We start from the raw sequence: 22,754 nt of genomic DNA on the forward strand, positions 1-22,754 counted from the left end.
GGGGCGGAGAGCCTGTCGGCTCTTAAGTTGGGCCTGACGGCCCAACTCCGGCCTGACGGCCGGAGAGTGACGCGGCGTCATGCCTGACGGCATGACGGGGGTGTGAGCTCGCCCCTGACGGGGCGATGGGGGGTTTGGGGTTGGGCCTGGCGGCCCAACGTGGGTTTGTGGCAGTTCCGGCCTGGCGGCCGGTAGTTGGTGGTGTGTCATGCCTGGCGGCATGACGGGTTGTTGGTGGTTCCCCTTCCCTGGCGGGAAGGGGTGTTGTCTGGGGCGCCTGCCGGCGCCTTGATGTCATAAGGGTTTGTTGGGCAGTGATTTGGTTTGGTGGTGTCTCTCCTGGCGGGGAGGTGGGTGGGGGTTGGTCGGGGGGCGGTTGCTTCAAACACCGTGGTGTGTGGTTTCCGTCTTATGGGTGGTGATGGGGACGGCCCACGTCGTAGCGGGGTGTGGTGGGCTCACGCTTGAGGGGCCGGGTTGCTGCTGCCCGGGCTGTCCCTTGTCGTTTGTCGTCTCCTCATCCTGGCGGACTCGTCCGTGCTGCCGGATGTCTCGAGTGGTGTGCCTGCATGCCGGCTGGCGTGTGTTCCCTCTCTGGTTTGGAGGATCGTCATGAGCGTTGCCCTGTCCGAAGCGGTCGGTCCCTCTGTCTGCCTTTCGCGGTTGTCTGCTGCCCGACGGGCTGCCTACGAGGACGGGCTGCCTCTCCTGCCTCGTCTGACCGCTCTGGGTGTCCATCTGGCCCGGGAAGTACCTCTGGCTGACGGCGCTGTGGGCAGGGTGCTGCACATCGACGACGGTCAGTGGGTGATCGTCCTTCCGGCGGAGCTGGCCGCCTTGACCGAACATGAGCGGATCGTCTCGGCTCTCTTCGCTCAGGAGCTCGGCATCGCTTCCGAGCGTCCCCTGGTCGTCCTGCGGCGGGACCGAAACTTCAAGGGGCCGTTTCTCACCTGGTGCCCCCCGGGGTGCGTGAGCGACCACACCAGGGACACGCGGGAGGGGACCATGCTGGAGGACGTCTCCCACGACATCGGTGCCGGTGCGAACCTGGAACTGCCTGTCTGGGACGCCGAAAAAGGGACTGTGGACACGCCGGTGCTGTCGGGCGCGATCCGGGTCGAACCCCACTCAAGTGTGGCCGCACGCAGGGCCCCCTATGTGAGCCTGGAGGTGTTCCAGGACGAGTGGATGGAGTGCCTCGGCCCTAGCGAGCTCGCTGACGTCATCCAGACCGTGCGGGCGCACCTGGATGTGCTGGAGAACCTGTGTGAGCGGCTTGCCCAGGCACGGCGTGTGTACCGGGGGGTGGGTGTGTGAGCGGCGAGGCGGGCCGGGGGTGTGCAGGGCTGGAGGGCGCCTGCACGGTTGATCATGTGAGGTTCCCGGGGACTGCTCACAGCGCGTTCGAGTTCTCGGTGCGTCTGGATGAGCGCGACTCCCTGACCCGGGTGGGTGCGGAGCTGGTGGAGCTGGACCGAGGAGGGGTACCCGCAGGCGTGGGAGGTCTGGGTGGACATCGCCGACTCTTGTCTTGAGTTGAAGACGGCTGGTGACGTCGCTGTGCTGCAGGAGCGGGTACACGCTTTTCTCCAGGGGCTGGCCCCCCTGGCCGGGCGGCTGGCCGACGCGCAGGCGGGTGCCGACCCGATGCGGAGCGTGGAATGGGGGGCTGGGTTCCTCGGCCAGGAGCACGTCGCCCAGGCTCCGGGTGACAGCTCTGGGGCACTGACGGCGCAGTTGTTCTGGGGGGACAGTCCGTCGTGCGTGCCGTTCGTCTCGTTCCACAGTCCCGGGCTCACCGCCGATCTGGACGCCGCCCAGACCCGGGCGTTCGCCATGCGGCTGCGCCGGATGGCCGATGACGCCGACGCCCTGGCGGCGCGCCTGGACGGCTTGCTGCATCCCGGAGGGAAGGGCGGGACGGTGAAGGCTGCCTGAGCCCGGGCGGGTGTTCCCGGGGCGCTCTGGGGGTGGGGATCCGGCCAAGTTCCAGCCGGTGACAGCCGGACGCAGTGAGACACAGGGGGACGTGCCCGGACACCTGCGGACAACCACGAACGTCCACGAACGTCGGGAGGGTGTGGCCGAACCTTGGGGCCCGGGGAGCGGCTGCTGTTTCACCGCGGCCGGTGTGCGTCACACTCCCCCGTATGCCGAGCTTTCACAGAAGGAAGGCGATCGGTGACGCCCACGAACAGCGCGTCACCCAGGAACTCAAGCAACGCGGCTGGCACGTCAGCCCCTGGGGACAAGGAGTCATGGGCGAACCCGTACGGCTCGCCCTGCACCACACCACCAGCTCCCTGCGCTGGACACCCGACCTCATCGCCGCACAGGGCCGACGGGTCGTCCTGATCGACTGCAAGAGCCGCATGACCAGCCAGACCAGCCGGCGGCACGCCATCGAACGGGCCGCCGTCACCGCCCACCTCCAGCTCGTCGCCTGGACCCAGCTCCCCCTCTACTACGTCTTCGACACCCTCGACCTCCTGACCCCGCACGACGCCCTCGGCCTCGGGCAGGAAGGCCCCCGGACTACTGCCGGCTCCGGGACGCCTTACCTCCTCGTCCCCGCCACGCGCGCCTTAGGGTTCGATGATGTCTTCGGTACTCCCGCCACCGACGCGTTGCAGACCGTGGCGTAGCTGGCGCGACTCGTGCGTTGTCCCGCTCCACCAGTTCCGCCGCGCCGTGCCTCTCGACGAGTCCTCGCCACGTTCGCCAGCACGTGGAAGCGTCGGCGCAGCCTGACTTCTCTCATATAAACCCCGGGAAGGTCCTTCGAATCAAAGGCGTCAGAGTCGCGGTGTCGCCTTCGTTCGTGAGAGTTGCTCCGGAATCGTGCGCGGTGTCAGCGAGGTACTGTCGAACGGCTTTGCCGAGCAGCTCCCCGGGGGAAAGGCGCTCCCGATAAGCGGCACGTCGGAACGCCTTGTACTCCTCGTCCGTCACAATGGCGTTCATCCACTGGCTGTCGGGGTGCATGGGTCCACAGCACATCAAGCGGACGCACACGTCGGCTCGTGCGTCCCGGACGTTCGGCGTCCGCCATGGGTAGTGGGGGTATCCCCGTAGCTCTTCCTTGCACCGCTTGAGGGCCTTGAGTGTCTCGGCTTTCTTCTTGTGTCGGCCGAGGTCGTAGTGATGCCGAAACCAGTCGCGCCGATCTGGGTCGGCTATCTCGCGCTGGGTTCGCTCGACGCGCCGGGTGATGCCGGCGTACACGCGGGCAGGCATGGCTCTCTTCGAGAATCGGAGCTCCGGGTAGCGGGTGTGGAGATCCATGTCTCGGACCCAGATCCTCGCGCTGCGCCCGTTCTTCCATCGGTTGCAGCCTTCGCAGGACGGCATGAAGTTCCACCAGATGTCGGCGCCGTTGGTAGCAACGGGCATCTCGTGGTCGATCGTGGTGGAGGGCGATCGACCGCAGTAGACACACAGGCCCCGATGAGCTGTGAGCACCATCAGCCAGACCGAGACATCCTGATCATTCCTGCCGCCTCGATCTATCGTCCTGGACATCCTCTGCTCTCCTGCCTAGCCCGGCTGCGCACGTTACGGGCAGGCTCTGACAGCCGAGCGAGGAGCACTCCATTCGGCCTGCCTGGAGCGCGTTCTGAGGGGTGACGGGTTCTGCGCAGGCTGGCGGCGAGGCGGGGCGGCCACACCGTGCGGAACAGAAAGCGTGCGGGTGGCAGTCACACAGTCCGCGACGACCTCAGCCTGATCCCGAACCACAGCGTCTAGGCGAGCACGCAGGTGGACGTGGAAGTGTTCCTGCTGCGTCGACCCGTGTGAGGGCAACACCCTTGCTGGTGTGGGGTATGACGGGGTGCCAGCTTCCAATTTCTTATAAAGGCGGCACCTCATCTGCGGTAGAGTTCTCATAAGTTTGCTGTCGAACTCGCGGAGGTCTCATTGGCCGTGCCCCTCGTTACACCGTCCCCTGAGCCTGATGATGTGCGGGTACAGCTGGGGAGTGTGGGGACCAGGCTGGAGTTCCTGCACCGCGTCCTGCGTGCGGGCGAAGCGGCAAGGCGCACCGCTGTGCCCAATGATCCGACGGGAACGGCGGGCCGGCGGGCATACGAGGCGCAGGTCCGGACTCTTCGGGAGCTCCAGATCGAGCACGAGGGCTGGGCGAAGCTCGTCCACGGTCGCCTTGAGCTGGTGTGCCGCGCCGATCGGTCAATTGCGATCGGCGTGATGGTCGGCAATGCCGCCACAGGGCAGGCGCCGCTGGTCCCGAAAAACGCGCGTCGGCGGGGTCTGGCGACGGAGCAGGTCACGCGGGCCAATGCGGGCGAGGGGGCTTCACATGTGCAGACGGCCCTCTTCGTGGCCGACGCCGGACCGAAGGGTGTGGCGCTGAGCGAGGAGGAGGCCTTCGCCCTGAAGACGTGGTTCTTGGTCTCCTTCCGCACCGAGGTGGGGGACGCGGTGCGGATCGACTGCGAGTTGTCGCAGCCTAAGCGGTTCGAGGACGGGTTCGTGGTCGAATGGGGGCGGCGGATTCCGCTTCCTCCGCTCCAGATGGACGGAATCGAACCTTTGAACGATGATGGGCCCGGAGTGATCGACATCGCCGTCGACTTCCGCTGAGCCCGCCGGTGGGGCGGCGAACCTCGTCGCCCCACCATGCACCATCGATAACTGAGGCAGCCCCATGGTGACCCCCTCCCGTATCGCACTGGCCCGCAGGCGCAGGGGCCTGACTCTCGCTGAGCTGTCGGCACGGTCCCGGGTGTCGCTGCAGAGCCTGTCCAACTACGAGACCGGCCGCACCTCGCCTCGTCCCGTCACCGTGGACAAGATCGCCTCGGCACTGGACTTTCCCGCGGCCTTCTTCGAAGGTCCGGCGCTGGACGATCTCCCTTCCGAAGGGATCTCCTGGCGGGCGCGCAGCAAGACCTCGGCGCGGGTGCTGGACGCTGCCCGGGCGGCGGGGGTTCTCGGTGCGATGCTCTACGACTGGATCGACGAAAGGTTCCAGCTCCCCGCCGTGGACGTCCCCTCACTGGGCAAGCCGGACCCTGAGACCGCCGCCGGCATGGTCCGCACCCGCTGGGGTCTGGGGGATGCGCCGGCGCCGAACATGGTCCATCTCCTGGAAGCTCATGGGGTGCGCGTCTTTTCCCTCGATCCCGACCACGCCGAGGTCGATGCGTTCGCCGTGTGGCGTGACGGCGTGCCCTTCGTGTTCCTCAACACCCTCAAATCCGCCGAGCGCGGCCGCTTCGACGCCGCCCACGAACTCGGGCACCTCGTCATGCACGGCAGCGAGCATGCCTGCTTCGGTCCGGAAGCCGAACGGCAGGCCAACGACTTCGCCTCCGCCTTCCTGATGCCCAGGGCAAGCGTCCTCGGCCACATGCCCTCCGGTGCCCACGTCGACCAGATCATCCGAGGCAAACGGATCTGGAACGTGTCGGCCATGGCCCTGACCTACCGCATGCACGACCTGGGTCTGCTCACCGACTGGCAGTACCGCTCCACATGCGCGGAACTCAGCCGCCTGGGATATCGGTCCGACGAGCCCGAGGGCATGGACCAGCGAGAGACGTCCCAGGTGCTCACGAAGGTCTTCACCGCCCTGCGCACGAAGCACATCAGGCCTTCCAGCGTCGCGGCAGAGCTCGGGCTGACCACCGAGGAGATGAACCGGCTCATGTTCGGCCTCACCTTCACGACCTTCCCCGGAGGTAACCGCCAGGACACCGCCTCTGCGCAGAGGAGACTCTCTGTGGTCCCGTGATCAAGGCCGCCGGTCATCCGGCATGCCGTGCCCGCCGGCAACGCGTCGTCTGGTCGAGGACGACTGCGCTGTCTGTGCGTCTCAGGTTGACCGGAGCGTGCCGGTCACACGTACCGTGTCGTTGAACCGGGGCATGATGACGGAGGCATTCGCAAAGGTGCTGCGCCGGGATGCCGCCGCGTTGCTGGAGCAGTACGAGGAAGGCCGATGAGTGCCGGATCGGGCCGAGCCGAAGCTCGCCGGAGACGTTGGCCATGGCCAGTGGGGCGAGGCGCTCTTCCGGCCCTGTCTGCGCCATGCGCCTGCGGCAGTGCGGTCGGGCCATCTCATCGAGGTGCTCGCCCCGCTGCTGACGTCCGGGGCGGCGGCGGGGCCGGTCCGCATGTCGTGGTCCAGTTGCGCGTGCTGATCGACGCATGTGCCCCGGGGAGCTGAACTCCGTCAGCTCCCCGACCCGCGCACTTCTGCCAACGCTCGATTCACTGGTGGGTCACCGTGCCAGGCGCGGGCGTCTGGATGCCCAGTCGTGTCAGTGCCCGGCGGTGTTCTGGTGGGAGGCGATCCCATCGTCGCCGGATGTTGGTGAGCCACTGCCCAAGCCGTACTGGCCCGGTGTCAAGTTGTTCGATGTGGCGCTGGGGCACCTTCAGGTGGCCTTCTCTGGCGAGGAAGGCAGCCGCTGCCTCCAGGCCACGCTGGAAGGACCGTTCTCGTGCTGAGAGCGAAGGCTGCTGCGTGGAGGGGGGTGCGGCGGTGTGCAGCCCCAGGTCTTGCAGGAGGAGAAGTTGACCGGGGTGGGCGGGTGGTGTGCTGCGCTGGGTACGGAGCCACTCCCCTAGGCGGATGCCTTCGCGGGTGACGAAGGCCCGCGGGACATTGGCGAGGTTGTGGCCGGCTTTCCGGTGATGGCGGGCGGCGTGGTAGGTGCGTTGCCAGGTCAGAGGCCAGGCCGGGTTCCAATGCGGATCAAGGTCTTCCAGGGCTTGGGTACGGGCATTGGTGAGCTGGTCGGCTCGTTTGCGTTGGGTGGCAAGCCAGCGGCCGAGGGCAAAGTCGGTTTCGGGGTCGTGGTAACCGACGGGGACGGCGAGGTGTCCGTGGGTGGTGGCGTAGGCAGCTGCATGGGTGAGGCCGCGGTCCCAGGCTTGCTGGCGGGGGTTCCAGATGATGCCGAGTTGTTCGAGGGCGTGGGTGCGGGTGGCATCGAGGGCGTTTTGGTTGTGGAGGTGGCGTTGCCAGGTGAGCCAGCGCCCCAGGGCGTAGCCTGTCGGGTCCTCGTATGTCTGGGGGATGTCGAGGTGGTGGTGGGTGCGGTGGTAGCGGCGGGCTGAGGCCAGGCCGCGGCGCCATTCGGCGCTCTTTGGTTTGAGGACGCGCAGGGTAAGGGCGAGGGCGACTTCGTCAGCTTGGGTGGGGCGTTCGAAGTGGAGCCATGTGCCGGGTTCGTTGGTGAGGGTGGGTCGGTGGGTGCGGGGGTCGGCGAGGCGTGCTTCGAGGCGGCTGTCGTGAGCGCGGAGGGCCTGAATGGTGCGCCACAGGGGGGTGTAGGCGTCGGCGCTGAGAAGGTCGTCGGGGTTTTCGTCGGGGGTGAGGTAGACGGGGACGACGAGGGTGGCTTTCTTGCCTGCGCCGGGTTGCTGGCGCAGGGCGCGGCCGACGGCCTGAACGGTGTCGACGGGGCTGTTCTTGGGGTCGGCGAAGACGACGGCATCAATGGCGGGGACGTCGATGCCTTCGCCGAGGACGCGGGCGTTGGCAAGAACGGCAGGTTGCTCAGGGTGGGTGTGGGCGGCGAAGTCGAGGAGGATGCGGCGGCGGACCCTGGGTGGATGGGTGCCGCTGATCCACTGTGACCACAGGCCCTCGGGCTGCAGGGCGGCTGGGAGGGCGGCCGCGGTGTCGGGGAGGGTGGTGGCGAAGGCGCGGGCGTCTTGGACGCGGTGGTGGAAGGTCAGGACGCGGCGCAGTTTGTGGTCGCGGATGGCTTTGAGGACGGCAACCTGGCGGCCGGCCAGGCGCAGGCCGTCGACGCCGGCGCCGGGGCCTGTGGCGAGCCAGTCGCGCAAGGTGGTGTCGTCGATGACAGGGACGAGGATCTGGTAGTCGGCAAGCAGGCCGAGGTCGATGGCGTCGGAGAGGGTGAGACGGTAGGCGACGGGGCCGAAGAGTGTTTCGTCGTCCATGGAGGCGACCGTCTCGGCGTCCCCGTCGCGGTCGGCGTCTGCGTCGGCGTCCCAGATCCGGGGTGTGGCGGTGAGGTAGAGCCGGTGACGGGCGGGGACCTGGTCGTCGTGGTGGATGGCTGCCCATGCCTTTCCAAGGCGGCCGGCGGTGCGGTGGGCTTCGTCGATGACCGCCAGGTCCCAGGGAGGCAGGGCATGGGTCTGGTGGGCGGTAACGACGGAGGGCAGGGAGGCGTAGGTGGCGTAGACAGTCACCGGCTCCCCCGCGCTGCTGGTGGTCAGAGCGGCGAGTTCGGCAGGGTTGGTGGTCATGGGTAGGTCGCCGGCTGGGGTATGATCGACGGCTTGCCGTGCCGAGCAGACAGCGACCGTTGTGCCCTTACGGCCCGCTGTGTGCCAGGAGCGGGCCGTCTGGGACAGCAGGTCCAGGGTGGGCAACAGAACCAGGGTCCTGCCTCGCGGGGTGAGGCGGCCTGTGGTGCGGGCGGCGATCAGGGTTTTCCCGGTGCCGCAGGCGGCGACCACGGTGGCCCGGGAGCGGGCACGCAGTGCCTTCACAGCAGCTGTGACGGCTTCCTGCTGATGCGGTCGCAGCTCGATGTCGGCCATGGGGGTACCGCTCCAACGGGGTCGGTCGGGCGCAGAGGGAACGGGTTTCCCGGTCCCTCTAGCTGGGGGTGTCAGGCTATTGGGCTGCCTCGGTCAGGTGGGCGAGGGTGGAGCCGGTGGGGCCTTTTCGGACGTGGAGGCGCTGGGTGATGCGGCGGCGTAGTTCGGGGATGTGGCTGATGACTCCGACGGTGCGGTCGTGGGCCCGTAGGGAGTCCAGGACGTCGAGGACGTTGTGGAGGGTGTCGTCGTCGAGGGTGCCGAAGCCTTCGTCGATGAAGAGGGTGTCCAGGGGGTTGCCGCCGGCTTCGTGGGTGACGACGTCGGCCAGGCCAAGGGCGAGGGAGAGGGAGGCGAAGAAGGATTCGCCGCCGGAGAGGGTGTCGGTCTTGCGGGGGTGGCCGGTCCAGGAGTCGGTGATTTCCAGGCCGAGGCCTGAGCGGGCGCCGTGGGCGGCTTGGTGGTCGGAGTGGCGCAGGGTGTAGCGACCTTCGGACATCAGGTGCAGGCGGGTGTTGGCGGCGGTGACGACCTGTTCGAGGCGGGCGGCCAGGACGTAGGCCTCCAGTTGCATGCGGACGCGGGTGCCGGATGCGTTGCCGGTGGCGAGGTCGGCGAGGTGGCGGGCGGTGCTGTGGGCCTGCTCGAGTTCCTTCAGGCGCTCGACGACTTCTGCCAGAGCTCTGGTGAGCGTGGTGAGTTCGGTGGTGCGGGTCTGGGCGGTGCTGGAGGCGGTGACCGCTTGGGCGTGCTGGTCGTCTGCTGCGGCGCGCCGGGCTGTCGCCGTTTCGATGTCGGCGGCAGGCTGTGCTGCTGCTTCCTGAAGGACAGGGTCGTCGAGAACGGCCTGGTGGGAGGCGCGGGCCTCGCGCCACTTGTTGATCTTTTCCTCGAGGTCGGTCAGGTCCTGCTCGCTGAGCAGGGCCTGTTCAGCTTCGGTGAGCGTGCCGAACCCCTGGGTCGTGGCAGCGTCAGTGGTTTCGCTGGTGCGCGTGTTCAGGGTCAGGGAAGCGATGTCTGCGGTGCGGGATGCCTCGGCTGCCTGCTCGAGGTGGTCGGCGGTGCGGGTGAGGTCGTCGATGCGGGTTGCGAGGGTGGTGGCGGCGCCGCGGGCGGCGTCTAGTGTAGTGGTGAGCTCTGCGTGCCGCTGGAACAGGTTGTCGTAGTTGGCATTGCGGTCGGACAGACCTGCGGTTGCGGTGCTGTCCTGCTCGGTCATGGCGGTGTGTTCGCGGGCGAGCGCGAGGAGTTCGTCCTCGACACTCCTGCGGTCGGCGGCTTGCTGGAGGGAGTCGGCCAGCTGCTTGGTGAGTGTCTCGTGGTCAGCTCTGAGGCTGGCCAGCGGGGTGTCGCCGGCTTCGCCTGTGGCCGCGGCGGCGTTCTCGCGCAGTTGCTGCAGTTCGGCCGCAATCTTGTCGCGCTGTTGCTGGAGGTGCTGGTGGGTCTTTTCGGCGGCTTGTTCGTCCTCGCGCGTGGGATGCCCGTCTGGTGCCTGGGCGGGATTGGGGTGGGAGCAGGAGCCGCATACCGGGCACGGTGCGCCGTCGGTGAGGCCGGTGGCGAGTTCGGCGGCCATTCCCTCGGTGCGTCGGCGGCGGATGTCGATGTGGGCTTTGGCGGCCTGATCGGTTTCCTTCTGGGCGGCGGCCAGGTGCTGCTCGGTGGCGTTGATCTGTGCACGGTGGGCGTCGCGGCGTTTGGCAGCCGCCAGGCGGCTGCTGAGGCTCTCTAGCTGGTCCTGTTGGCGCCGGCTTTCTTCCTCGGCCTCGCGGGCAGTCTCCCGGCGGATCTCCAGGGCGGCTCGCTGAGCGGTCTCCTTCTCGAGCCAGTCGCGTGCGGTGCGCTGCTGGAGGGCAAAGTCCTGCCGCTCGGCGTCGATCCGCTCCAGTTCGGTAGTGAGCTGGTGAAGCCGGGTTTCCTCAGGGAGGAGGGTGTTCAGCACGGCGATGTCGTCGCGGAGGCGTTGTCCGGCCGCGGCGAGGTCGGCGGCCTCAAGTGCGGCATGCTCGGGAAGGAGTCGGCTGCGGGCGTCCCTCTCACTGCTCTGTGCGCGGGTGTGGTCGGTGCGGGCGGTACTGAGGGCGTGCAGCAGCGGTGCCAGCTGCTGGGCCCGCCGAGCCTGTTCCCGGCGCCGCCCGAGGGCTTCTTGGTGCGGGGTCTGCTCGTCCAGCCGGTCCAGTTGTGCGCGGGCGGTGGCGTAGGTGGTCTGCTGCCTGTGCAGTTCGCGGGTGGCTGCTTCCAGCTTCTGGTGGGCGAGTTGCCTTTCCTTTGCCTTCTCGGCATCGGCCTGGGCGGTGAGGGCGTCGGTCTGGCTGGTCTGAATGAGGTCGCCTGCCCAGGTCAGGGCATGCGTGGCGTCGGGGCTGGGAGCGTCGTACTGGGATTTCAGGACAGGGCCGGCGGCCTGGTGGATGCGGGCCGCCAGGTGCAGCACCTCGTCGCGGGCGGCGTCACGGTTCTTCTGGGTGTTGCGGCTGTGGTCGCTCAGCCAGCGTTCGATGAAGGCGTATCGGTCGGTGTGGAAGAGTTTGCCAAGGAGTTCGCGGCGCTTGCCGGCGTCGGCGTAGAGGAACTTGGTGAACTCGTTCTGGGGCAGGAGAACGACCTGGCAGAACTGGGTCCGGCTCATGCCGAGCAGGTCCTTGATCTCCTTGCCTGTCTCCTGGTGGGACTTGCTGGAAGCCTCCCAGTGGCCTTTTCCCGCCGAATCGGTGGTCCACCGGCTGAGCCGGGTCTCGGCCTTCTGGAGGGTCTCGCCCGTGCCGTTCTTCTTGGGACGCATCTGCTGGGGGACGCGGTCGATGAGCAGCCGGTGGCCGGAGATGGTGACGTCGAGGGTGACCTGGGTGAGCAGGTCGGCTGGAGCGTGGTGGCTGCGCAGCAGCAGGTCGCGGTCGACCGGTGGTTCGCCGTACAGGGCGACGCAGATGGCGGTGAAAAGGGTGCTTTTCCCGGCGCCGGTGTCGCCGTGCAGGAGGAACAGGCTGTCGGCGGACAGGGCGTCGAAGTCGACGGTGTGGGTGCCGGCGAAGGGCCCGAAGGCCTGCAGGGTGAGGCGGTGCAGGCGCATCAGACGGTTTCCTTCTGCAGTTCGTTCACGCGGGCGGCGTCGACGGCCTGCTGGAGCAGGGCGTGTTCGTCGGGCGTGGGTGCGCTGCCGCGCAGGTCGGTGATGAAGTCGCGGGCGATATCGAGTTCGCTGCGGCCTTGGAGGCGTTGGGTGTAGGTGGGGGTGTCGGTGGCCTGGGCGGGGATGAGAGCGCGCTGGTGCTTGAGGCTGAGCGTGTGGGGGAAGCGGCGGCGCAGGCGCGCCATGGCTTCGAAGGGCAGGGCCGGGTCGGTGAGGGTGACCTCGAGCCAGGCATCCTTGAGCGATTCGTGGGCGGGGGCGTTGAGGAGGTCTTCGAGGAGGCCTTGGATGCGTTCCAGGCGGTGGGGGGTCGGGCAGGGCAAGCGGATGATGGTGGGGGCCGTGCCGGGGGCGAGGTCGACGAGGGTGAAAGACTTGGTGTGGGCGGCCTCGGAGAAGGAGTAGGGCAGGGGGGAGCCGCTGTAGTGGGCGCGGTCGGTGATCTTCTGGGGGCCGTGGAGGTGGCCGAGGGCGACGTAGTCGATGCCGTCGAAGACGTCCGCGCCGACGTGGGCGACGCCGCCGACGCTGATGTCGCGTTCGCTGGTCGATTCCTCCACACGGGGTTCTTCGCTCTGGCCGGTGCCGGGGGTGACGAAGGCGTGGGCGAGGACCACTGAGCGGGTCCCGGCTGGCTGGCGGGTGGTGAGATCGGCGTGAATTTTTTGCAGGGCGGCGGTCAGGACCGCGCGATGGGAGGCGGCTTCCGCCTCGAGCTGGGTGCGGACCATCGTCGGCTCGAGGTAGGGGATGCCGTACACGGCGACGGGCCCGTCGGGATCGTTGAGGACGACGGGGACGTCGCAGGTGTCCGGGTCGGTACGCAGGTGGATGCCGGCGCGGGCGAAGAGGCCGGATCCGACGCCGAGACGGTGGGCCGAGTCATGGTTTCCGCTGATCATGATGATCGGCACTGCGAGGTCGGCGAGCTGGTGCAGGGCGCGGTTGAACAGGCGCACGGCGTCCAGGCTGGGGATGGCACGGTCGTAGATGTCGCCGGCCACGAGGATGGCGTCGACGGCCTGGGTGCGGGCTGTGTCGACCATGTGGTCGAGGAAGGCACGCTGGGCGGGGATCAGGTCTTCTCCGTGGAACCGGCGGCCCAGGTGCCAGTCGGATGTGTGGAGAAACCTCATGCGCATACACCTCGGCTTTGTCACTCAGCGTGATTGTCAGTGTCGGCAGGGAAGATGAAGAGCGTGGGAAGGAGGAGAGATGTCCTCTCCAAGGTCTGCTCGTGCTGCCTGCGTTCCCTCGCCGGGCGGGTGCAGGTGGTGCGGAATCGATGCTCGGATCCATGCCCGTCAATGGGTGGAATCGGTTGGTTGGCATGTGTGGGAAACGCCGACCGACGAACAGCGCAAAGAGCGAATGCGGGCGCGTCGTGCGCGGCGGTCGGCATCGGATCAGTGAGCGAGTTCTTGCAGGTGGGCGAAGATGTCCCGTAGCTGTCGGGGCACGTCCTGGGCCGTAGTGAGGGTGCTGACCAGCCCGTAGACCATGGCGGGTTTGCCGTTGGGGCTGTTGTCTCGGGCCTGGTTTTGGACCATGTCGAGGATTCGGGAGCTGAATTTCTTGCCGTCGCGGTGAGCCGTGAAGTCGTCGGCTTGCCAGGTCTGCGGGGACGGCCGGGGCCAATGGATGTTGACGGCAGTGGCCCACTGCTCGTCGCTGAAGAGTTCTTCGAGCTCGTTGTAGCCGTCGGCCTCTCCGACATAGGAGACGTGCTTTTTGAGGTCGAGACCGGCGCGGCGGAGGCGTTCGTCTTTGAAGAGTTTGTTGGTACGGCTGTCGGCGTCCACCATCAGCATGACCGTACGCCGGTGTTTGACAAGGTAGCGGGCCAGGTGAAGGGCTCCCTCATTGTTTTCGCAGCCCCACAGCGCGATGCCCGCTGCCTGGAGGGACATGTTCTGGGCCAGGCGGAACAACAACGGCAGGCTCTTTTGCTCTGTGTCGCCCTCGACGGCCAGGAAGCAGCGTTCGTGCAGGAGAACGGAGTTGCGCAGCCCCAGTGATGCAGCGATCTGGCCGAGGTGGAAATCGATGCCGTCGTGCTGGTCGTCATTGAGCTGTTCGACGACGGTGCGCCCGCCGGGTCCGAGGCTCAGGTGGACGACGTCGGCGATGTCGACGCCGTCGATGAGGTTCATCGAGTGGGTGGCGACCATGACGCTGACGTGGGGCAGGGTGCACTGCTTGCGGATGATGTCCATGACCGTGCGCTGGTGGCGGTAGTCAAGGTGGGTGTCTGGTTCGTCGTAGACCACGATGGTCTGCGTGGGCTGGGTACATCCCTGTTCCGTCGAGGCGGCCAGTTCGGCGTTCTCCAGGAGGTTGCTGGTCCACTCCCATACCGCCAGGGCGATACGGCGGGTGCTCCCCTGCCCTGCGCGTGTCAGGTCGACGGGTTCGCCGTCTGCTCTAGAGACGTGGAGAGGTGCGCCCTGGAAGCCCCCTTTGAAGGAGACCATGGGCTTGACGTTGACGCTGACGTATTCGGCGCAGTGCCGCCGGATGTGGTGGCACAGGGAGTCGGCTTCCTTCTCCAGCCGCTGGGTGATCTCTCCCTCGATCTCCCGGACACGGCCCTGAAGAGTCTCGTCCTCCAGGTGCGTCTTGTAGCTGCTGCTCAAAGCCATGCGCACGGCGTCATCGGGGCTCTCGTCCTTCCCGCCGAACGACAAAAGCCGCGGGAGTCGCTCTTCGAGCGCCTTGGGCAGCAGCTGCCACCCCTGCTCCTGGGGAAGGGTCTTGGCGTGTGCCGTGAGTTCCGCGAGCAGGTCCTCTTTGAGATTTCCTGCAGGGGAGAGGCCGTACTCGGCGACGAGCTTCGCCAGTGCCGGCTTGAGCAGCTGGCTCAGGTCACGCAGCTTCGGGTCGGCGGGCTGGCTGCCGAAGTACTCCAGGCCGGCCGCCTCGCCCAGTCGTGAGCGCCGGCGGATGCGCACGTGTTCGCCGAGACCGCTGCGTTCCTGTTCCTCGGTGTCCAGCCGGAACTGGCCTTCCACCCAGGTTTCGGCGCATCGCCGTCCGTTGCAGTCTTCCTCGTCCTGGACGTAGGTGCGGTCCTCGTCGGTCAGTCGGTGGGTGCCGAGGAGGAAGGCCAGCGCGGTCAGTACGGCGCTCTTTCCACCGTCGTTGCGGCCGGCCAGAACGGTGGGCCGGCTGACGGGAATGTCCGCGACCTGCGCCAAGGAGCGGAACCCGCACGCGGAGTAGCTGTCGAGATACACGGGAGGAGCTGCTCCGTATCTCCCCGTCCAGAGCGGACGGAGGCGTGGCGTGCGGTGAGCACGGATGCTGACGAGGCACCTGTGCCACTGGCACAGGCCGTCATATTAAGTGCTGTTGAACAACTGCAGTACGTTTTGGGCCACTTGAACCAGTCAGTAGCTTCGCGGCTCACTGACCCCGCAACCGCATCCCCTTCAGGGGTGCGAGCGCATTCGAAATCCAGAAATCGCACGCGCGATCGATGCTCTGGGGGAGTCTCGTCGGCTTGGATTCGACCACCGCGCGGGCAACCGCGCACCTGGCTTCCTCTGCGCCCCCGGGAACCTGAACCAGCGACTGCTGCAGACCCACTGGGTCGACAGCTCCGCACACCCTTGATGGCTGGGATTCACCGTGGATGCGCGCTTTCTCCACCCTGCCGGCAGATCAGGCCCCGCACGCTCTCCCGACAGGCTTTCTGATCCCTCACGCGATCCTGGGTCCGTGTACCGGCCTGTCGCCTCGGACTTGCCACTCGCCTCGAGTGGTCACCGACACCCGCTGCAAGAGCGCCTCACAGCGCACAGCATGCCCAACCACCAGGGAAAAAGACCTATGAGGCTCACAGCCTCGCCACTTACCACACCTCGCCGCCCACCACGCCACACGTCTCGAAGCGCCGCCGCAAGTGGACCTGTGGACCTGGACCGATGTATCTCGGGAGTGCGCACCGGGCACGTGCACATGCCATGGCCTGGCCGGAGCTCACCCCGCTGCGCAACGGCACCGGGAGCAGGTGCGGTGGCGGCGGCACTCGGCGACCGCACCCCGGGTGATGTCGCGACCACTGGCTCTGACCGGCCCCGTCGCATCCCCCGTGCGCGCAGCCCGCCATGCCTTGTCTGATCGCGAACGGTCACTCGGAGACATCCGACTCATCCTTCTAGGGGTGAGCGGTCAGCGAGGGCGCCACGTTCGAACTTCGAGGTGTGTGATGTGGGCGTCTTCGTGAATGCGGCCGGTTTCGAGGAGCCACCCGTGGACGGCCGCAGTGACGTCGCCGCCTGCTGCATCGACGCGGCGGGCGAAATCGGCGGCGTCGAAGCCTCCCGTGGCAGCGGATCCGTAAGAGCGCTCCTCGGTGTGGTCGGCCCGCTGGACGACGTCACGGCGAATGCCTGGTGAGTCGGTTCGGCTGCCCGAGGCGAGGGTGTAGCCGGACTTGGCCATGCGGACGGTGAAGGCGAGGCGAAGGTCCTGGCGGGCTGCTTCAGCGATCAGGGGGCGTAGGCGCGTGGCGCCGGAGGCGATGGCTTGGGCGCCGGCGCGACCGGTTCCGGTCCCGGTGGGGGTGATGAGGACGGCTTTGGTGCGCACGCGGGCGCGGGCGCCGGAACTGGTGGTGCGGCGGGTGATGTGGGGGGCTGCGAGGGCGGCGAGTTCCGCCGTGTCGGTGATGCCGGCGGTCTGGACGGCGGCGAGGACGTGGGTGAGGGCAGGGACGTAGGCGGCGCCTTTGTGGCGTGTGTAGAACTGGGAGACCAGGGAGGGGTCGCGGTCGATGATGCGGGCGATGTCGCGCTTGGTGAACCCGGCGGCCTGGAGCTGGTCGGCGAGTTGGGCGGCCTCGTGGAGATGTGGGGCCGGGGCGCGGCGGCGGTTGCGGGGCGGCATCAGGACTCCCCATGGGTGGTCGTCGGCTTCAGGGCGGCGCGGCCGGCGTCGCGCAGGGCGAGGAGTTCATCCTCGGTGGCGGGAGCGGGGACGGGGCCGGTGAGGTGGCCTTTGTTGAGGTAGTCGCCGGGCTGGCCGTGGTAGGGCCAGGGCTGCGGGGTGGTGAGGTAGACGGCGTCGGTGCGGAAGGCGACGACGCTGCCGGGTGGGGTGTGCAGGGCGCCGGCGTAGGCGTTGTCGTCGCGGTGGCGTTGGTTGAGCAGGGCGGCGCGGGCTCCGGACCAGATCGCGGCGGCCCATTCAGGGTGGGCGTTGGGGTCGCGGGCGAAGCCGGTGGGGCGCTGCCAGGTGATCGTCTCGTCGGTGAAGCTGATGATCTCGGCGTCGGCGGGGACCTCGCGCTCGTGGGTGCGGGGGGTGGTGCCGGTGACCATGCGGGGGCGCTGGGCGAAGGAGCCGATGCCGTACAGGAGGAGGGAGCGGACGGCACGGGAGGCGAGGCGGGCGGCTTGGCGCTGGTGGGGGTCTCCGTGGAGGTCGGCCTGGGCGGCGAGGGAGGACCAGGCTTCCTTGAGCTTCTTCGACCAGTCGTCCAGCGGCTTGCCGTCATCCCACAGCAGGCCGTCGAGGATTTCGACGCGCCAGGGCTGGATCGGATTGGTCAACGCGGTGTGGATTTCGGGGCCACCGGCCCAGGTGGTGAAGGTGCTGCCGGGGGTGGCGGGGTAGTGCCAGGCGCGGTCGCCGGGGGCGGGTGCGGGCAGGAGGCCGACGTGGTTCCAGGTGTCGGGGACGGTGACGCGCACCTGCCAGTGACCGCAGCCGTACAGGGCCTTGATCTGTTCTTTCTCACTCCAGGAGGCGAACGTGGTCGCGGTGACGCGGCGGGGAGTGCCGACGGGTGACTTCCAGGTGTGCTTGGCGTAGGCGAAGGTGCGGTCGTACTCGACAAGAGCAGGCAACTGCTCGGGCACGCGGGGCGGAGTGATCAGTTCGGTGCGACCCTGGCCGGCGGTGGCATGCAGCAGGCCCCGGAGTTCCTCGGACAGGACAGGGTAACCCTCCGCGTGCTGCCCGCGGGTGGGAATGGTACGGGTCCACAGGTCCCGTCCGGTCTGCGAGGGCGAGCCCATCAGAACGGCGTCGTTCCAGTGCGTGCGCAGGGCCTTCCACAGGAGGACGAAGGCGTCGCGGACGGTGGTGGGGTCGGCGCCTTCGGGGTCGAACCACTCCCCCACCGAGCGGATCTCGACGTGGTGCTGGCCGTTGTCGCTCTGGTAGCGGCCGACCGGGTTGCGGGGGTGGACGAAGTGGCCGGCCATCTTGTCCTTGCCGTGGCCGGTATCCGTGCGCCAACCCGGGATGGGGGCGCCCAGCCAGGCGGCGACCGCGTCCTTGAGGAAGGCGTGCTGGTCGGCCTGATGGTGCCAGGGATCTCCCGCGGTGATGAAGATCCTCTCGGTGCCCTCCGGGATGGCGTGAAAGACGGCCTTGAGGATGGTCGCGGCCGTGGTGTCGGTCAGGGTCAGGCGCAGGGTCTGGTCGCGATGGACCAGGACGCCGGTGGCGGTGTCGAGGAAGACAGTGGAGCGGGCCTGCTGGGTGAAGTTCGGATGAGTGGAGGCCAGGTTCGGTGTGTGGGCGAGCCAGCGGTCGCCGTCGGAGCCCTGAGGGATCGACGGCAGGTGGCGAGCTGTGCCGACTGCGGAGCTTGACGCGTCCGGGGAAGCGGTCGTCGCCGTTGAGGCGGGTGGGGAGGTGGGTGCTGTCGACAGCGTGGGCGTGACGGGCCTGTCAGCTTGGGCTGTGGGGAGCGCGGCGGGGGTGCCGTCCGGCTGGTTGGTGTCGGCGGAGGGCGCTTCGGGTGTGCGCGGCGCTTCCTCGGGTGCGGCGGTGGTTTCCCCCACGAGGCTTTCAGGGGCAAGTGCAGGAGCGAGCTGGACGATGTCTGCGAGGCTCAGGCCGGCTGCGGGAGCGATGCGCTCGGCGGTCGCCTTCTCGTAGTCGGCCAGTGCGCGGATCTTCTTGTCACGGCTGGCTTCGAGCTTGGCCAGTGCGGTCCTCGCCTTCTTGATCTCGTCCCGGTCCGCCCGGAGTTCGGCGAGGGTGGCGTTGTAGGTCTTGGCGTCCATCACGATGCCTCGGTCAGATCGGGGTTGCGGGCGGGGACGTAGGCGAAGGGTCCGCCCGAGTCGGAGGGCAGGCGTGTGCCGAGCAGAAGGTCGGCGACGGAACGGTCGCCGTCGGCTCGGGAGGTGTAGGTGATCCGGGGGGTGATCAGGTCGGTGACCAAGCCGGCCAGCCGGGCGTCGGGGAAGGCGTAGCGGCCTTGGTCGTTTCTCTGCCACGGTGCAAGGCCCGTGAGTGCGGCCACGACGTATCCGGAGACGGTTACGGGCAGCACTCGCCCGGCGGCGACGCTGGCAGCGTCGCATCGCCACCAGCCCCTGAGTGTCTCGAGAATGTCTTGGGCGGGAAGCCCGGTGTGGAAACCGGTCCCGTCACGGCCGTGCGCTGGCGGGGCCTGGGCCGCGTTCACTCGCAGGACGGCGATCTCAGGCACGTCGAGCCGGTGCAGCGGTGCGCGCGGGCGGGCGCTGAGGGTTTGTACGGCTTCGAGGGGGGTCATGACCCGGTTCCCGCGGCGTTCCAGCCCTGGCAGAAGGCCGGCTTGGATGAGCTGTCGGTAGGTGGTGACAGCGCAGCCGAGCTCCTCAGCCGCCTGGCTTGTCGTCAGAAGCACGGCCCCTCCCTCGAACATGCCGACTCATATATTTGATGACGCATCTACCGTAGCGGGCCGTCGGCTCTGGATCCACTCGCACCGGCCGCCTGCCGCTCCCCGTCCGTTTCGGCGCCAGACCGGTGCCTGCGGCGGCTCGGCCGTGTCCTGTGACCGGAGGGCGAACGGGTCGTCAACGGAAGGCTCCTCTCTGTATGCCGACCGGCTTGCCAGGCCGATCCCCCAAAGTCAGGGCCGTGACCGCCGCCATGCCTGCATTCGTGCCTCGCGGGACGGCCGGGCGCCTCCATATCCCTCCCGTCCCTCGCTCCCCGCCTCACCACCCATGCCCAGCCTGTTCTGTGAAGTGGTGAGCGCGTCTTCCAGGTGTCGGGATGAGCCGCCGGGAAGACGTTCTCGGTGCTCGCTGGGGCAGGTGTCGCAAGACGCTTCACGACAGCGTCGGCGGCCCGGCAGCGGTGACTGGTGACGCCAGTGGCAGTCCTTGCAGCGGCGGTGGCGTAACGCTTCAACTCCTCAGAACTGGACCATGTTTCGGCAGCTCAGATGCCATCTCTGCGTGCCCGTGGGTCGTGAGTGCGAGACGCTTCAGTGGGCTTACGGCCGGCTCACGGACGCTGACGCGACGCGCGGATGCGTGGTGGCGGACGGTGGGGCAAGTGCTGGATCGGTGAGGGCGTGGCGTAACGCATCACGGCGTCCGGCAGTGCTGCAGCGGATGCGCGGCACTGGTCTGTGAGTGGTGGTAGATCAACGGCGAGAGGCATCCGGAGACGAGAGTGAGACCACCATGACCCGCCGCGTTCGATCCCGTCAGCTCGGAGCGGCAGGCTGGAACGATACACCTGTCCCCAGTGCGAGCTGTCGTGGAACCGGCTCGCCGCTCTCCGGCCTCGGCTCCACAGACCTGGACCACGAGACGAGTCTGCGTCTGATCGACACACCATCGCCGCCGATCCCGCCGCGGACGGATACGGCTGCCAGGTCATCGCAGCCCACCAACGCCCCCCTCCCCCGCACCTATCCCTGCTGGGCCCGGTGGTTTCGGCCCTTCGCAGCCTCGGGCGCCCTGCGTCCCCGCGCCCCAGGGGATGTGGGGCGTCGCGATGCCGGGCACTGCCCTCGCCCTCGCTCCGTACAGCCTTCGCCCCTTTGGAGCGCTCGGACTGCGAGGGCACTCACAGCGGTGGGGTGTCAGCCGCTGCTAGGGAGGCGAGAGAGGATCTTGCTGTGAAGGCCGGTGTACGTGCTTCCGAGCGCGGTGACGGTACCGGGCTGGGGGCCGGAGCCCTGGCGCAGGGCGCTGACGTAGTTCTCGGGCAGCAGGACGCGGTCGCCTACCTCGAGCCGTCCCGGTCCGGTCCACACGTAGGCGTAGCGGCCGACGGTGACGGCCTGATGGCCGTCTATCTCATACCGACGGTTCTGGGCGTCGAGCTTCTCCTTGAGCATGCGCACCTGCCGCTCGAGGTTCTCGACGCGGACGTCTGCACTCTGCTGTTCCCAACGCTTCGCCTGCTCCCGGCCGGCACGGAGCCCCTGCTCGTAGGCGTCGACGAGCTGCTTCTCGTGGTCGGTGGTGTGGAGCTTGCAGGCGAAGCCACGTCCGGAGAACTGGGCGCGGCAGGGCTTGCCTGTCTTGGTCGGACGTCCGCAGGGACGCATGTGCACGTCGTCGAGCATTCCGATTCCTTGAGGGGTGTCTGGTGCCAAGGGACGGCGAGTGGCTTACGGAGTGGTGGGGAGGGCGGTGACGGGCTGTGAGATAGCCACAGGCAGGCAGTCGGGTACCGGGAGGTCGTTGTGGATGCAGGTGAGCACGATCAGTTGGAGATAGCGGAGCGCGGCGGGGCGTCCGGGGAGCTTGCCTTGGCTCTGTTCGAAGCGGTTGAGTGTGGCGGGTTTGATGCCGAGGATCCGGGCGGTGGTGTTCTGGTCGAGGCCGGCCTGAGCACGGGTGTCGGCGAGGGTCTTGGCGTTGTCGTGCCAGAGCTGGGGGCCTTGCTCGGCGAAGTCCTTGGGGACGCCGGAGCGGGCTTGGGCCAGAGCGGTGGCGATGCGCTCGGCCTGGGTGCCGAGGAGGAAGCGTGCCAGGTGTCTGGCGTCCGCGGCTCGGTCGATGTCCTGCGTCCAGGGCTGCGTGGCTTCCTGGTAGACGCGGACGCGGGCCTTGGCGCATTCCTCGCGTTCTTTGCCGTCGCCGTCGGTGCTTCGGTAGGTGTGGTGCAGGGCGCTGGTGCAGGGCATGGTGGCGTTCTTGGCGAGGTCAGAGCCGCGGTCGTCCTGGTCGGCCTCGATGCCGGTGATGAGATCGCGGATCATGTGTCGCTCATCCGGTGTGAGGACGTGAGCGAGGGCCTCGGCGGCGTCCTGCGCCTCCTGCCGGCCGGCGGGCTCGAACGCCGCGCCCCAGGAATGGAACGCCTTCTCGCCGTCCGCCTTGCTGAAGGCGACATCGATGGCCCTGAAGGTGTGCGGGCTCCACGCGTCGAGCATCAGCAGGAGTTCTCGCGCAGCGGCCTGGCGGTCGGCCTCGGACGGGCCAGCGACGCCACGGCTGTGCGGGGAGGTGTGTGAGGATGCGCCGACGAGCCAGTCGCCGAACAGGTGGGGACGGCGTGGGTCCCGGCCATCGGCGTCGTTGAACCAGTGTGCAGCCGTGACCACCGCCTCGTGGGCGTGCTGGATGGCGGCGTACCAGCCGAACAGGGCCTGCCTGTAGTTCTGCAGGTGGCGCTCTTCGTCGTAGTCGCCGGTCTGTGTGCGGCAGTGCTGGGGGCACTCGGCGGCCCAGACCCGGTAGAGCGCGGCCCGTGTCTCCGGGGCTGTCGACAAAGCGGCGTCCAGGTGCTCGCGCTTCGGCCCGCGGTCCCGGCGCCTTTCAAAATCTCTGTCGAAGAAGCTGTCGAATCGAGGTTGCTGTTTCCAGTTGACTGCCGCCCTTCGCACCACAGCGTCTGCCGTCCAGGCGCCGGTCGCAATGATCTCCCGCAGGGCCGATGCCACGTCGTGGCGCAAGGCCGTTCCGAGTGTGATCAGAACGGGCAGAGCCTTCGGATCACCGCCGAGCGCGGACATCACGAGGTTGACATCGTCGTGGCGGTGAAGATGCTGCTGGAACACGCGCAAAGCCTCCTGACCTCTCAGCTCTCCCTCGCCGTCCCCGGGGCCGAGAGCTCTCGCTCATCCTGCATCACGGGGATGACAACGACTCCCGGTATTGAAAAAGCCTGCTGGTCCATACGTCGACGTCGCGCCATTCGAGCGTCGGGCCGCGCGTGACTGGCCTGTTCTCGCTCTCCTCCTCTCCCTCAGACCACCTGACCGTCCCAGGCTTCCTCCGCGCACTGGGTGCACGGACGGCACTGCCGACGCTGCGCGCAGCCCTGCAACACCACCCGCAGCCCGGTCCTTGGTCCCGCCGGCGAAGCGCCTCAGGTG

General features: G+C 68.1%; 15 protein-coding genes. 5 read left to right on the forward strand and 10 right to left on the reverse strand.

Annotated elements, in window-relative coordinates; translation table 11 throughout:
- The first annotated feature begins 612 nt into the window (after positions 1-612).
- The 3 genes from ACFY7C_RS36020 to ACFY7C_RS36030 all read left to right on the forward strand — a co-directional run bounded on the left by ACFY7C_RS36020 (position 613) and on the right by ACFY7C_RS36030 (position 2,648).
- Positions 613-1,320 (forward strand): DUF6907 domain-containing protein, encoded by a 708-nt coding sequence (locus ACFY7C_RS36020; RefSeq protein ID WP_389659633.1) that lies wholly within the window; start codon positions 613-615, stop codon positions 1,318-1,320.
- Positions 1,321-1,512: 192 nt separating this feature from the next.
- Positions 1,513-1,941 (forward strand): hypothetical protein, encoded by a 429-nt coding sequence (locus tag ACFY7C_RS36025; protein ID WP_389659636.1) that lies wholly within the window; start codon positions 1,513-1,515, stop codon positions 1,939-1,941.
- Positions 1,942-2,153: 212 nt separating this feature from the next.
- Positions 2,154-2,648, forward strand: coding sequence for a hypothetical protein (locus ACFY7C_RS36030; RefSeq protein WP_389659639.1), 495 nt, complete (start codon positions 2,154-2,156; stop codon positions 2,646-2,648).
- Positions 2,649-2,760: 112 nt separating this feature from the next.
- Here the strand turns inward: ACFY7C_RS36030 and ACFY7C_RS36035 are convergent, their stop codons facing one another.
- Entirely contained in the window at positions 2,761-3,525 is a 765-nt protein-coding gene (locus ACFY7C_RS36035; RefSeq protein ID WP_389659643.1) for an HNH endonuclease, read from the reverse strand.
- Positions 3,526-3,963: 438 nt separating this feature from the next.
- Between ACFY7C_RS36035 and ACFY7C_RS36040 the strand changes: the two genes are divergently transcribed.
- Together ACFY7C_RS36040 and ACFY7C_RS36045 are read left to right on the forward strand one after the other, a co-directional pair.
- The gene (locus ACFY7C_RS36040; protein WP_389659645.1) at positions 3,964-4,605 is read left to right on the forward strand and encodes a hypothetical protein; all 642 of its coding nucleotides are present in this window, start codon (positions 3,964-3,966) and stop codon (positions 4,603-4,605) included.
- A 64-nt stretch (positions 4,606-4,669) separates the two neighbouring features.
- Positions 4,670-5,758 (forward strand): helix-turn-helix domain-containing protein, encoded by a 1,089-nt coding sequence (locus ACFY7C_RS36045; protein WP_389659648.1) that lies wholly within the window; start codon positions 4,670-4,672, stop codon positions 5,756-5,758.
- Between the two features lie 479 nt (positions 5,759-6,237).
- Here the strand turns inward: ACFY7C_RS36045 and ACFY7C_RS36050 are convergent, their stop codons facing one another.
- From ACFY7C_RS36050 to ACFY7C_RS36090, 9 genes are all read right to left on the reverse strand, one after another.
- A complete protein-coding gene (locus ACFY7C_RS36050) occupies positions 6,238-8,550 on the reverse strand; it encodes a Helicase associated domain protein (protein ID WP_389659651.1) in 2,313 nt (770 codons plus the stop codon).
- Between the two features lie 76 nt (positions 8,551-8,626).
- Positions 8,627-11,620, reverse strand: coding sequence for an AAA family ATPase (locus ACFY7C_RS36055; RefSeq protein WP_389659654.1), 2,994 nt, complete (start codon positions 11,618-11,620; stop codon positions 8,627-8,629).
- Positions 11,620-12,816 carry an exonuclease SbcCD subunit D gene (locus tag ACFY7C_RS36060; RefSeq protein ID WP_389659657.1) on the reverse strand — a complete coding sequence of 399 codons (1,197 nt, stop codon included), beginning with the start codon at positions 12,814-12,816 and terminating at the stop codon, positions 11,620-11,622. The genes ACFY7C_RS36055 and ACFY7C_RS36060 overlap by 1 nt, the downstream gene beginning before the upstream one ends.
- Before the next feature lie 270 nt (positions 12,817-13,086).
- Positions 13,087-14,916 carry an ATP-dependent endonuclease gene (locus ACFY7C_RS36065; protein WP_389659660.1) on the reverse strand — a complete coding sequence of 610 codons (1,830 nt, stop codon included), beginning with the start codon at positions 14,914-14,916 and terminating at the stop codon, positions 13,087-13,089.
- 937 nt (positions 14,917-15,853) lie between these two features.
- Positions 15,854-16,570 carry a helix-turn-helix domain containing protein gene (locus tag ACFY7C_RS36070; RefSeq protein ID WP_389659663.1) on the reverse strand — a complete coding sequence of 239 codons (717 nt, stop codon included), beginning with the start codon at positions 16,568-16,570 and terminating at the stop codon, positions 15,854-15,856.
- The gene (locus ACFY7C_RS36075; RefSeq protein WP_389659666.1) at positions 16,570-18,702 is read right to left on the reverse strand and encodes a hypothetical protein; all 2,133 of its coding nucleotides are present in this window, start codon (positions 18,700-18,702) and stop codon (positions 16,570-16,572) included. Before ACFY7C_RS36075 ends, ACFY7C_RS36070 begins: the two co-directional genes overlap by 1 nt.
- The gene (locus ACFY7C_RS36080) at positions 18,702-19,313 is read right to left on the reverse strand and encodes a DNA-binding protein (protein ID WP_389659669.1); all 612 of its coding nucleotides are present in this window, start codon (positions 19,311-19,313) and stop codon (positions 18,702-18,704) included. The genes ACFY7C_RS36075 and ACFY7C_RS36080 overlap by 1 nt, the downstream gene beginning before the upstream one ends.
- Before the next feature lie 1,194 nt (positions 19,314-20,507).
- Positions 20,508-20,996: a hypothetical protein gene (locus tag ACFY7C_RS36085; RefSeq protein WP_389659672.1), complete on the reverse strand. Its 489-nt coding sequence runs from the start codon at positions 20,994-20,996 to the stop codon at positions 20,508-20,510.
- Between the two features lie 45 nt (positions 20,997-21,041).
- Entirely contained in the window at positions 21,042-22,436 is a 1,395-nt protein-coding gene (locus ACFY7C_RS36090; RefSeq protein ID WP_389659675.1) for a helix-turn-helix domain-containing protein, read from the reverse strand.
- Positions 22,437-22,754: the final 318 nt, after the last annotated feature.

This window comes from Streptomyces sp. NPDC012769 (assembly GCF_042901205.1).
Classification (GTDB): Bacteria; Actinomycetota; Actinomycetes; order Streptomycetales; family Streptomycetaceae; genus Streptomyces.

What these genes read in the sequence shown, in the direction of transcription:
- ACFY7C_RS36020 (WP_389659633.1), top strand. Translation starts at nt 613, where the DNA reads ATGAGCGTTGCCCTGTCCGAAGCGGTCGGTCCCTCTGTCTGCCTTTCG.
- ACFY7C_RS36030 (WP_389659639.1), top strand. Translation starts at nt 2,154, where the DNA reads ATGCCGAGCTTTCACAGAAGGAAGGCGATCGGTGACGCCCACGAACAG.
- ACFY7C_RS36035 (WP_389659643.1), bottom strand. Translation starts at nt 3,525, where the DNA reads ATGTCCAGGACGATAGATCGAGGCGGCAGGAATGATCAGGATGTCTCG.
- ACFY7C_RS36045 (WP_389659648.1), top strand. Translation starts at nt 4,670, where the DNA reads ATGGTGACCCCCTCCCGTATCGCACTGGCCCGCAGGCGCAGGGGCCTG.
- ACFY7C_RS36050 (WP_389659651.1), bottom strand. Translation starts at nt 8,550, where the DNA reads ATGGCCGACATCGAGCTGCGACCGCATCAGCAGGAAGCCGTCACAGCT.
- ACFY7C_RS36055 (WP_389659654.1), bottom strand. Translation starts at nt 11,620, where the DNA reads ATGCGCCTGCACCGCCTCACCCTGCAGGCCTTCGGGCCCTTCGCCGGC.
- ACFY7C_RS36060 (WP_389659657.1), bottom strand. Translation starts at nt 12,816, where the DNA reads ATGAGGTTTCTCCACACATCCGACTGGCACCTGGGCCGCCGGTTCCAC.
- ACFY7C_RS36070 (WP_389659663.1), bottom strand. Translation starts at nt 16,570, where the DNA reads ATGCCGCCCCGCAACCGCCGCCGCGCCCCGGCCCCACATCTCCACGAG.
- ACFY7C_RS36075 (WP_389659666.1), bottom strand. Translation starts at nt 18,702, where the DNA reads ATGGACGCCAAGACCTACAACGCCACCCTCGCCGAACTCCGGGCGGAC.
- ACFY7C_RS36085 (WP_389659672.1), bottom strand. Translation starts at nt 20,996, where the DNA reads ATGCTCGACGACGTGCACATGCGTCCCTGCGGACGTCCGACCAAGACA.